Genomic DNA, 10,997 nt, shown 5'->3' on the forward strand with positions numbered 1-10,997 from the left:
CCTGATTGCATTCGCGATCTTGCCAACCAAATCCATCAAGTTTTTCGCTGGCTAACATGAAACCACCCTGCCTCTCCCGCAGGAGAGGGGCTTTCAAAAGATCTCTGGTTCCCTCTCCTGCGGGAGAGGGCTAGGGTGAGGGCAGTGTTTGCGTTGTTTCAGGAAAGTTGCACATCGCGTCAAATTGGCGCATAGCCTAAAACAAGCGAACTCTTGTTCCCGAGTGGGAATGATCGGTGTACTCATTCTAAGGCGAATAGCAAAGTGGTTTTTAATACTTAGAGCGGACAAAAACATCGTCGCTCAGGTGCGGGGAGGTGTGGCTTAAATACTGTGGAGTTTGCCGTTTGGATTGCGATCGCAACAGCAATAATTCACTATAAAGCTTTTCAACTTGAGCAATGTTGTCGCTTAAGGTATAACGTTCCTCAGCACGTTGACGGGCATTAGTACCAAGAATGGTTGTCCAAGCGCTATGGTCTCGCAATTGTGGCAGTAAGATTTTAAGCTGAGTCGCTACGCCCTGGGTTTTAAGGATAACTCCGGCTTCTTTTTCTAATACTTCGCCATCTGCGCCTGCGTCGGTTGCCACACAAGCAAGACCACACGCCATCGCTTCTAGCAACGAAAGCGATAATCCTTCTACCAACGAAGGTAAAACAAACACATCGGTGCCCCGCAAAATTTCGATGCGGCGCTGCTCGTTGGCAATGAAGCCCATCCAAATAATGCCGTGTTCTGTGCCATAGAACGGAGTGAGGGAAGCGGCAAGCGGTCCATGATTTCCTACAATCACGAGTTTGGCTCCCACGCCCATGTTGGATTGTTTCCAGGCTTTTAACAGAGATTCCACATTTTTTTCGGGAGAAATGCGTCCTTGATAGAGAAACACGCGCTTTGCCCCGACTTCTGCTTTGAAGTTGGAAGCACCCGGACAATATTTTTGGGTATCGACTCCATTGGGAATCACGGCAATCCGAGAGGGTGCGACTCCTAGCTTGATCAAAATTGCCCGCTGGATGTTGGAGAAGACAATCACGCGATCGTATTTCGCCAAACAGGGCGCATAAAGCTGATAGGCGAGATGCTGAGTTCCAGAGGAAAAGTTTCGCAGTTTGCGATCGAAGGCGGGATGAAACGTAGCAACTAGCGGAATATCCAGGTCTTCACAAATTTCTGGCAGCAAAAAATCCAGGGGTGACAGCGTTAAAGAGGCGTGTACCACATCGGGTTTTAGGTCTTCCAAAGAATCGGTCAACACTTTCTTAGAGCGAAAATTTGGAATGGTATAAAGCTGGGATTTGTGAAGAAATGGAATTGAAACTTCTTCTAAAAAATCAGGCCAATTATCAGGGGGCGGTCCTTCCTGGGCGAAGTGAAAAAAGCTGACCTGATGTCCTAAATCTTGTAAAGCATTCGTCACCTCTCGACTGTAGGTAACATTGCCACAAAAAGGAGCCTTTTTTCCAAGCCATGCAATGTGCATTCGATTTTGTTGCTCTATGGGAAGGTTAGCGGAATGTCAGCAGTATAAAACTGCCCAACAGTCTAACCAATCGTTAAGAACAACTTCACGATTCTAACGTTTGGCTAGGCTTGTCGGAGCTAATATACCAGGTTAAGACCCCACCTGCGACCATTAAAGCTGCTAGACCAAAGAAAACAACGCGCAACCCAAAAAACGTTTCAGCAATTCCAGCGAGCGCAAGTGGCAAGCTTAAAGCAATGTTAATCGCATTATTTTGAAGACCAAACACTTTGCCTCGCATTTCTTCGGGCGTTTGTTCTTGAATGGTTGTTTGCATCGGCACGCCCACGATCGCCGAACACAACCCCAAGATCCCCAACAACAGCAGCACAGGAATCAGATGGTGAGAAAAGAATGCTAATCCTGCTAATGCCGCAGCCATGCCGAGCGAACCCCAGAGGCTGAGGCGAGAATGGGGAAATCGTTGTCCAAAATAACCAATGAACGCCGCCCCGATCGCCATCCCAACTCCACCCGCCGCCAACAAAAAGCCAAACTGGGAAGACTTGATTTCAGGAATCACCTCAGCCAACCGCACTGCCAGCACCGCCAACGCCGCAAATACCGAAAACAAAATCACCAGTTGAATTAACGCGCCGCGAACCTGTTTTTGCTGTCCTAGATAACGAATTCCATCCCGAATATCTGCAAATACATGGGGAGGGGCTTCCGCCTCTTCTGGCTGCTTGGCGGCTCCATTCGTTGTGCCGTTTGATGAAAATTGAAAAGATGGGTAGCGTTTTTTTTCTTCAATCTTGAGCAGCAGCAAAACCAGCCCAGCGATCGCATAGCTGCCGCCTACCACTAGCTCTTTGCCTAATCCGACGGCAGTCCAACCCAGGTGAGTTGCAATGCCATCCGCGATCGCCAACAGCGGCTCACCCACAGCAAAGCCAACAATCACCGATGCCATCATCGTTGTGGTGTAAAGCGAATTGGCAGAAAGAAGATGCCGCCGTTCCACAATCAGCGGAATTGCAGACTGTTCAGCGGGTGCAAAAAACTGGGTGAGGGTAGACACTAAAAAGGTGATAATCAGCAGCACATAAAAACCCACGGGTAAGCCATGCCAGGGTGCCCAGCCTTTAGTCAGCCACAGTAAAAACGGCAAGAAAATAACTAGACTGCCGCGCAACAAGTTCGTGATCACCAAGACAGCCTTTTTAGACCAGCGATCGACATATACACCTGCGATCGACCCGAACAACACAGCCGGAATCGTAGACGCAATCATAATCGACGAAACCCAACCGCTGATGGTCTGGTCTTCGGATTGGAAGCGGCTAGCAATCAACGCGATCATCAGCACCAGATAGACTTTATCCGCCAGTTGAGAGAAAACTTGCCCCCCCCAAAGCGTTAGAAAACTTCGATTTTTTAAGACTGGCAGAAAACCACGCTCTGGCTCGGACTCACCTTTCTGTTGGGAATTAGGTAGGCTCAATGGGTCCGGCGGCGTTGATTTAATAATAGACTCAGCAGCGCGATCGCCTAAAGACTCGGCTGCTAAAGAATATCCTGAAGCCCGATCTGTTGATTCAAGTAATTCATCTTCTTCAGAACGAAACATTACCGAAGCCCATTTTTTACTTTGATCGTTTTCACTTTTATCGTACAGAGCATTCGCCGACAAACTTACATCATTTTCTAAGCAAGAATCTGCCTGAGAACCTGTATCGGATTGTAACAAAGTTTGATCAAGCGTGTAATCAACTAAGGATGTATCTGGATGCCGCTCTTGCTCTTGATCCTCATTCATGGATTCTACAGATTGCATCATCATGGCTTCTAGATTGGGCTTGGGCAATTGCATCATGATTATGACGGTTGGGGCAGAGGTGAGCTTGAGAAACAGGCATCCATCAAGGTTGCGGAACGAATTGAGCGATCGAAATGATACTGAGCATACTGGCGTAAAATCCGCTCTACCGCGATGCAAGCCGTCATTGAAGCAGCAAGCTGGACAAAATTAGCAGGCGGCTGGCTGGAAAATGTATCCACTTGTGAAGGATCGGGTTGGGCGATCGCCTGAAGGATCAGCAACTCCTGTCCTCCAATTAGACTATGAAGTTGGGCATTTCGCTTAAACGAACCTTGAATAGGTTTAGTGATACGGGCAGCTTGCGGACTGTGGGGCTGTTGCAGCTGCTCTAATGATTCTAAAGTAACAGTGCCACCCGCAGGAATGCTAAAGCCAACGGCTTGGTTGGGAGTTAAAAGATGCTGAGTGATGCAACAGCGATGGACTTCAGGGGCAACTCCTGCCAGGGTCAAGAGTTGATAAATCCCAGAGATGAGAGTGAGCAAAATTAGCGAGGTGGGCGATCGCTCTAGTTGCTCTAATTGTTCGTTTAAGGTACAAAACAACTCGTCTTGTGGCTGATCACTCAACGCTTGATAGAGACAGAGTTCTGCTAAATATTGGCTAGCCGTTAATCGCTGCAAATCTTTTCCTAAACCCGGATACGAGATCACTGTTTCCGCTTGGGTAATTTTATCAAGCGATTTTCCTTTCGCAATCAGTAAGTCATTCACCACAAACAAGCCGCTGCGTCCGCCCATTTTGGAGTTGTGTTTCCGGGCACCCATAGCGATCGCCTTCACCAAACCATGCTCCCGCGTCAAAATCGTCAGCAATCGATCTGCTTCCCCCAGCGGCATACTTTTAAGATTAATTCCGATTGCTTTATAAGTACGAGACATAAGAAATGGCGAGTGACGAGTGGCGAATGGCGAGTGACGAGTGGCGAATGGCGAGTGACGATTTCTGACTGTAGGGTTAGTCTTGTGCCTACCCTGACGTATATGGAGGGCAACCACAAGGGATTTGCCCCTACAAATTTCATCCCCAGATTCAGCAATGATAGATTACTTGATTGTTGTCTGTTTTACTTCCCTATAGCCGAAGAGCTTACAAAAACGTTTAATCATCTCCTACGCTCGACGTTGGATTCGCCATTCTGCATTCGCTATTCGACATTCCTTCCTAACCCTGAATTTTCTACTCTCTTTGCTGATTACGCTGATGTACCAGATCCACGCCGCGCGACGTACCGAGGCGAGTTGCACCCGCGTTAATTAAATCTAATGCCTGTTCTACTGTTCGGATTCCTCCGGAAGCTTTAATCTCCACGCGATCGTGAGTCAGTTCCTTTAATATCCTCACGTCTTCCAAGGTTGCGCCGCCATTTAGCCCCGTGCTAGTTTTCAAAAAAGCGGCTCCAGCATCCATGCAAATCTCTGCTGCCAGTTTTTTCTCGGCTGGCGTTAATAGTGCCATTTCTAAAATCGCTTTAACGGTTTGTCCCGTTTGGTCGCAAATATCCGCAATTTCGCGATGCACTTCGTCCAGTTTCCCAACTTTCAGCCAGCCAATATTAATCACCACATCCAATTCTGCGGCACCATTTTCTGCCGCTTCCGCTGCTTCATAAAGCTTGACGGTAGAAGTGTTCGCGCCATAGGGAAAACCAATCACCGTGCAGACTTTAGGCTTTTTTCCATAGAGCAAACGAGTCGCTTGCTGCACATGAACCGGATGTAAACAGACCGCTGCAAACCCAAAGCGATCGCATTCTTCGCACCACTGTTCTACCTGCTCTGGAGTGGCGGTTGGAGTGAGCAAAGCATGGTCAATAAACGCGGCTAAGTCAATATCTAGATTGGAGTTACTATTCATTGTGCGGGTGGCTGATTGCTTTCGGGGACGTGGGTTTGTAGCCAGTTGATTAAGTCGTCTATTTCTGCAAAATCTAACAGCGCTTCTCCTAAGTCCTCTAATAAAGTTATGGGTAGGGCGACGATACGCGATCGCACGATTTCATCTACTGTGCCAAACCGCCGATTCAGCAAGCGAATAACTAGGTTTAACTCCCCTTGCGATCGCCCTTCTTCACGTCCTTCCTCGCGCCCTTGCGATCGCCCTTCCTCACGTCCTTCCTCGCGCCCTTCTTCAAGGATGTCTTGATAAATAACCGATTCCCGCATCATGCCCTCCCGAAAGATTTTTTGAATCAATGCTTTCTCAAATTTTAGCCCTGCCAGGATCTGTCCGGTGGATATGATGGTACGCTGCGATCGCTGTTTTGGTTAGACGATCTCACTCAAGAACTCAACTGTTGCGCCAACTGGAAAACAACTCCCAAATATTCACGGTAGGCACAAATTTTGCCGTTCCTGACCTCAAAGGAGATCGCTGCCTGATTTTGGTAGGCATGTTCTAACATAGAGCCTTGAGAACGGACTTCAAAAACAACGGTCGTAGGGTTACTTGTGATCTGCTGCACAGTTAGTGTGAGTCCTTCAGGAAACACGCGAGATACTGAATCAAAAAATTCTCTCGCTCTTTCCCGTCCGCGATTCAGTCCTTTGAAAGAACCAGTGGGAAACCAGAATGTGAAATCATCACTCAATTGGTTCAAAAACGGTGACCAATCTCCACCAGCTAACCCACAAGAGAAGTTTTGAAAAGCATCCTTCGCAATTTGAAGTGTTTCAGTGCTTGCCTCAGGCATTTTGGATGGAACTAGAAATTTATTCAGCTTAAATACAAGCTTACGTTATTCACCAAAAAGTTAAGCAATTCTCGATCCTAGGCGAAGGCGGAGGAGCCAAAATCGGGGGGGATGTCTTGCCAGCGTCCTTGACCCACAGCACGAATAGCTTCTTTGAGAGAGACTTCGCCAGTATAAAGCGCTTTGCCAACGATCGCGCCCGTTACGCCCAAGGGTTCCAATGACAAGAGGCTGAGCAAATCGCGCACCGAACTCACGCCGCCTGATGCAATGATCGGCAGGTCGATCGCCGCTGCCAATTCGCGCAGTGCCTCCAGATTGGGTCCTTGCATCGTGCCATCCCGATAGATATCGGTGTAGATAATCGCCGCTGCCCCCGCGATCGCCATTCGCTGAGCTAGTTCGGTTGCCAATACTTCCGAGGTTTCAAGCCAGCCCCGCGTTGCTACCTTGCCCGCCCTTGCGTCAATTCCCACCACAACTTGGTCGGGAAACTCCTGACAAAGCTGCGTCACTAGATCCGGCTGCTCGACTGCGATCGTACCTAAAATAATTCGCCGCACCCCCAGATTGAGCAAACTAGCCACACTCGCGCGATCGCGCAAACCGCCACCGACTTGAACCGGAATATCAACCGCACGGGCGATCGCCTCAATTGCCGTCAAATTCACAGGCTGTCCCGCTTTCGCCCCATCCAAATCCACCACATGCAAATAGGTTGCGCCTTCCGCCTGCCACTGACGCGCCACCTCCACCGGGTTCTCGCCGTAAGTTTGTACCTGGTCATAATCACCCTGATACAGCCGCACACAGCGCCCACCCAGCAGGTCAATCGCGGGAATCACATTCATGTCACTTTTCTCCTATGCGATCGCATATTTCTATTGCAATAGGTTACGCCACAGAACACGCGAAAACTCAAAGAAAGGTTGCTAATTCTGACAGAATAGAGCGCGAAATTTATAATCGTGTGAATTCGGATCAAATTCACCTGTCAAATTTATTGGGAGCGCGCGATCGCAATGCCAAGTCCACTGCTAGTTTTTTATCGGTTTCGCGATCAAGACAGACTCCCTACAATTCCAGGCTATTTTGCCGTCAGTACCGCTCCCGACAATGTGGAAGATCCAGAATATAATAATCCGCTGGCTCATGCAGGAATTTCGGATGGGGTTGAACTGTTCAACGACTCGCCCGAAGCGATCATTCGCCAAATCGCCATTGACCTAGAAGCGGCAAACCAAGGAGCAGAACCGCCAGAACTGATTATTGCAATTCATGGCTACAACACGGATCTGACTGCGGCAAAAGATCGGCATTTGGACACTTGGCGCTATGCCAATCGCCATATTACCGCTAAAAACACAGTATTTTTAGGCTATCGTTGGCCCTCCGAGCAAGTTAGGTTAGACAGCAAAACCCTTAAAAAGGTTGTCACTTCTTTGCCGGTTTTGCTCAGTGCATTTTTGGGCGCAGGCATCGTCAGTGTATTGCTGCTATTCATAGTGGATTCGCTGTTCGTCACCTTAATTTCGAGTGTGGCGATATTTCTGGCAATCTTCACGATCGCCCTAATGATTTTGCGGATTTCTGGCTACTTTCGAGATAGCTACCGAGCCACAAACTTTGGCGTTCCAGATTTAGTAGAACTGATTCGTCAACTCGATCAAGCCATTGAAAATTTGCATATTCAGCAAGCTGAGCAGGCAGGGCAACCCTATGATCCCAAAAATTTTCGCCGGATCAAACTGAATTTTATTGCTCATAGTATGGGCGCTTTTGTGACGACGAACGTACTGCGAATTCTATCGGATGTGTTCGATCGCAATTCCATTGGCACAATTTCGGGGATAGAAAAAGCGCCAGATGGTGATCTGGGGAACGTCTTTCGGCTAGGGCGGCTGGTTTTAGTAGCACCGGATATTCCTTTTACTGCAATCACGCTAGGCAGGGCAAATTTTCTCAAGTCATCTTTGCGGCGCTGTGAAGAAGCCTATTTGTTTAGCAATGAAGGCGATCTAGCGCTCCGAATTGCCTCCACTGCCGCCAACTATTTTATTTATCCAACCAGTAGCCGCCAGTGGGGGCATCGGTTGGGCAATGTCACTGTTCGTCCGATGCAGAGAGCAAAAGATCCCGTTTATGGAATTGTGAATGGAGCAGAACTTGCTGCCGATCCATTGCAGGTGAAATTGCTGCGCTATCTAGAAATCAACACTTTAATGAAGCCAGTCCCATTAGAGCAGTTGGAAAAAGAAGATAACCCCGATGAGGAATCGATCGCCAATCTATTCACCTACTTCGATTGCACCGATTATGTAGATTTCAAAGACGACACTCAGGGCAAACCCACCAACATTCTTAGCTATCGTTTAGATCGAGGTTTGGTAGCCAATACGATCGCTTACATTCGTCTGCTAATCAGTTGGACAAGCGGCAAAATCGACACGCATGGCGGCTATTTCAACGGCAAGTTGACGAAAGATATGATTAATAAACTTGCCTTTCTCGGATTTGAGGATTATCTCAAAACGATCGCCGACCCCACTCTACTTGCATCAATGTCGCCTGAAAAATCAGATCGATCGCCCCAATTTGCCCGATTACAACAGTTTTCGGAGTTGTGCGCTAGCAAACGGATTCAAATTGCCTTTTCTCCAGAACGCTACTTAGTCGATTTGATGGGCAGAGGACGAACTGTAGTACGCACTACGATGTTGCAAGCTCAGCCCAACGTAGAGCAGCCCGACCCTCAAGAGTAGCCCAATCCAGCGATCGCCCTCTTTTAAGCCTGCCAGGTTTTAGTCATTCCATGAACTCAGCAAAGGGCAATCAAGCAATACCGAGGGACAGATGACGAACGGTGAAATACAAACTCAAAACTCAACATATCCCCTTAACTTGGTGGCGGCAACTCATCTAGCACCGTAAACCGGACGTGGTTGATCGCCAGTTCGCCAATTGAAACCGTATCTACTGGCTTTCCGTGCGATGTTAAAGTTTCAAACGGAATGCCCTTAGCGATTTCGGCATGATACCAAGGTAGCCCCATGAAAAAGCGCGTGGGGTACGGACCGCCCTCGCCCGTATCATCGGGGTTCGATTCCATGGGTAGCCAGCCATAGCCGGGAATATAAAACTCAATCCACACATGGTTATAGTCCGGTTCAAGAGGCACCATGCGGTATTCTGATTGCGGCGGACATTTGTAACGTCCCACAGTGCGGCAAGCAATCCCATTCAGCCGTGCCAGTGCCAGCAACAGACCTACATATTCGCCGCAGGAACCGATACCGCGCTCTAGCACGACATCAGGCGGATCGATCCGAGGAGTCAGCGCATAGGAGAGGCGATCGTAAACAAAATTACGAATTTTCAGCATTTTCCGCAAGATATTTGTTTCGGTGCCGATCGCCTCCCGTGCGGCTTCCACAATCAGCGGCATATCCATCGCCAATTCATCATCATCCACCAGATACATTGCCTTAAACTCAGGCGACAGCATGGGCACCCGGTCAACATCATCAAAAGTGAACTGATATTTAATCGCCCGCACTTCCAGCAGTGCCTTCCAGCCAAATAAATGACGCTCGTTTGGCTTCAGCGTTTCAAACCGAAACACCGCAACTCGTTGTCCATCCTGAATTTCTTCAGTGTAGGGTCGTCCAATTGGCTCCACCGATCGCACCTTTTGGCGATCGGTTTCCGCAGGCAGCGCAATCCGCCATTCCAACTGCTCCAAATTCACCTCTTCTAAAGGCAGCAACTCCTCTGCATAGGACATTTCAATCAGGTAGCCATTCGACAAAGCGTAGTGGGTTTTAGGCTCGTAATGAAACTGCAACGGGTGAACAAAGGTGCGATCGCGAAAAGATACCTCAAAAGGGCTGTCCAAATTGTTGGGATTGTCGCGAATGAACGCCTCATCTTTGGCATAGCAAACATACAGGATTTCGCTACCCGTGATGGGATGGCGATGGAACGCAAGCCCCGTAGGAGATTCAAACGGAGTCAATACAGAAAATTTTTGCTCACCCGTTGCCCGATCTAGGCAATACACGGTTTGTTCTAGGCGATCGCAGACCCATAGTTCCTCCTCTCGCACCACCAAATTGGCAGATCCAACTCCCGGCAATGGCAACCGCGTAATTTCCCGGCGAGACGCTTGCTCAAAAATATAGATGTAACCTGCCTTTTGTGAGGCAACATAAATCGTCGATTCCCACACCCCAACCCCCGTGACCGGATAGGGCAGCGTGAAAAAGTGCTGCAACGAAAACGCACCCATTTTGCAAAAGAAAACACTATTATCACGCGCTACCCAAAGCGCGTCTTGCCACAGCGATAGCCCTTCTGCCCCAATAAAATCTTCTACCTGCAACGTATTTAGAATCGTAGTGTCATCGGTTGCAGGATTAATCCTCAGTAAATAGCCACGAATGGAGTCAAGAGCAATAAGATCATCACCCAAAAAGCCAATACCCTGTAAAGCACAGGCTGCCAAAGGACGGATAGTACGAAGCCAGGGATCTTGCACGGCAAACTCGATAGTAGAAGATTAAGAGAATTTCAGGGATAAACTGCACAAAGTCAGCCTTGGGGGCGACCTAAAACAGATTCTTCTGAAAGTATCATCAAATCATAGTGGCATAGGCAAGATCAGAACTGTATCCAGAGGATAGTTGGCAGAAACTCCTAACACAGTTGCGAGAAAAAAATGGACGTTGCTGAATGCAAGTATGATTTCTGACTGTAGGGGTAAGTCTTGTGCCATAGCTGTCAACTTAAGGAAATCCAAGGAAGTCAAGCAGAGATTAAAGTCAAAATAGCTCTATTTGGCGTCCCCAGACAACAATGACCAAAGCTCATAAAAAGCGCGGGAAAGAAGAATTTCGACATTTTGTCCTCCCCCCTGCCCCGGCTTGCGAGGCAGGGGAAGAATGTTCTCGACCCCC

Annotated in this window: 9 protein-coding genes; 1 reads left to right on the top strand and 8 read right to left on the bottom strand. The window is 48.4% G+C overall.

The window, feature by feature from the left end:
- Positions 1-271: 271 nt before the first annotated feature.
- The 7 genes from AB3R30_RS26135 to hisA form a co-directional block, all read right to left on the bottom strand.
- Entirely contained in the window at positions 272-1,486 is a 1,215-nt protein-coding gene (locus AB3R30_RS26135; RefSeq protein WP_458652140.1) for a glycosyltransferase family 4 protein, read from the bottom strand.
- A gap of 85 nt (positions 1,487-1,571) precedes the next feature.
- Positions 1,572-3,344 carry an MFS transporter gene (locus AB3R30_RS26140; protein WP_458652141.1) on the bottom strand — a complete coding sequence of 591 codons (1,773 nt, stop codon included), beginning with the start codon at positions 3,342-3,344 and terminating at the stop codon, positions 1,572-1,574.
- Positions 3,345-3,346: 2 nt separating this feature from the next.
- Positions 3,347-4,231 (bottom strand): DNA repair protein RecO, encoded by an 885-nt coding sequence (gene recO / locus AB3R30_RS26145; protein ID WP_458652142.1) that lies wholly within the window; start codon positions 4,229-4,231, stop codon positions 3,347-3,349.
- 298 nt (positions 4,232-4,529) lie between these two features.
- Positions 4,530-5,207: a deoxyribose-phosphate aldolase gene (deoC, locus tag AB3R30_RS26150; RefSeq protein WP_458652143.1), complete on the bottom strand. Its 678-nt coding sequence runs from the start codon at positions 5,205-5,207 to the stop codon at positions 4,530-4,532.
- Positions 5,204-5,545 (bottom strand): DUF4351 domain-containing protein, encoded by a 342-nt coding sequence (locus AB3R30_RS26155; protein ID WP_458652144.1) that lies wholly within the window; start codon positions 5,543-5,545, stop codon positions 5,204-5,206. The genes deoC and AB3R30_RS26155 overlap by 4 nt, the downstream gene beginning before the upstream one ends.
- A gap of 86 nt (positions 5,546-5,631) precedes the next feature.
- Positions 5,632-6,042 (bottom strand): nuclear transport factor 2 family protein, encoded by a 411-nt coding sequence (locus tag AB3R30_RS26160; protein WP_458652145.1) that lies wholly within the window; start codon positions 6,040-6,042, stop codon positions 5,632-5,634.
- 77 nt (positions 6,043-6,119) lie between these two features.
- On the bottom strand, positions 6,120-6,893 hold the full coding sequence (hisA, locus tag AB3R30_RS26165; protein ID WP_458652146.1) for a 1-(5-phosphoribosyl)-5-[(5-phosphoribosylamino)methylideneamino]imidazole-4-carboxamide isomerase: 774 nt from the start codon (positions 6,891-6,893) through the stop codon (positions 6,120-6,122).
- A gap of 171 nt (positions 6,894-7,064) precedes the next feature.
- On the opposite strand from hisA, the gene AB3R30_RS26170 reads away from it, so the two are divergent.
- Entirely contained in the window at positions 7,065-8,804 is a 1,740-nt protein-coding gene (locus tag AB3R30_RS26170) for a hypothetical protein (protein WP_458652147.1), read from the top strand.
- 134 nt (positions 8,805-8,938) lie between these two features.
- Here the strand turns inward: AB3R30_RS26170 and AB3R30_RS26175 are convergent, their stop codons facing one another.
- The gene (locus tag AB3R30_RS26175; RefSeq protein ID WP_458652148.1) at positions 8,939-10,579 is read right to left on the bottom strand and encodes a transglutaminase domain-containing protein; all 1,641 of its coding nucleotides are present in this window, start codon (positions 10,577-10,579) and stop codon (positions 8,939-8,941) included.
- Positions 10,580-10,997 lie beyond the last annotated feature (418 nt).

This window comes from Sivoneniella epilithica UHCC 1019 (assembly GCF_040830845.1).
Taxonomy (GTDB): Bacteria; Cyanobacteriota; Cyanobacteriia; order Leptolyngbyales; family Leptolyngbyaceae; genus ULC077BIN1.

Coding starts and splice junctions, on each gene's coding strand:
- AB3R30_RS26135 (WP_458652140.1), bottom strand. CDS start 1,486: ATGCACATTGCATGGCTTGGAAAAAAGGCTCCTTTTTGTGGCAATGTT.
- AB3R30_RS26140 (WP_458652141.1), bottom strand. CDS start 3,344: ATGATGCAATTGCCCAAGCCCAATCTAGAAGCCATGATGATGCAATCT.
- recO (WP_458652142.1), bottom strand. CDS start 4,231: ATGTCTCGTACTTATAAAGCAATCGGAATTAATCTTAAAAGTATGCCG.
- deoC (WP_458652143.1), bottom strand. CDS start 5,207: ATGAATAGTAACTCCAATCTAGATATTGACTTAGCCGCGTTTATTGAC.
- AB3R30_RS26160 (WP_458652145.1), bottom strand. CDS start 6,042: ATGCCTGAGGCAAGCACTGAAACACTTCAAATTGCGAAGGATGCTTTT.
- hisA (WP_458652146.1), bottom strand. CDS start 6,893: ATGAATGTGATTCCCGCGATTGACCTGCTGGGTGGGCGCTGTGTGCGG.
- AB3R30_RS26170 (WP_458652147.1), top strand. CDS start 7,065: ATGCCAAGTCCACTGCTAGTTTTTTATCGGTTTCGCGATCAAGACAGA.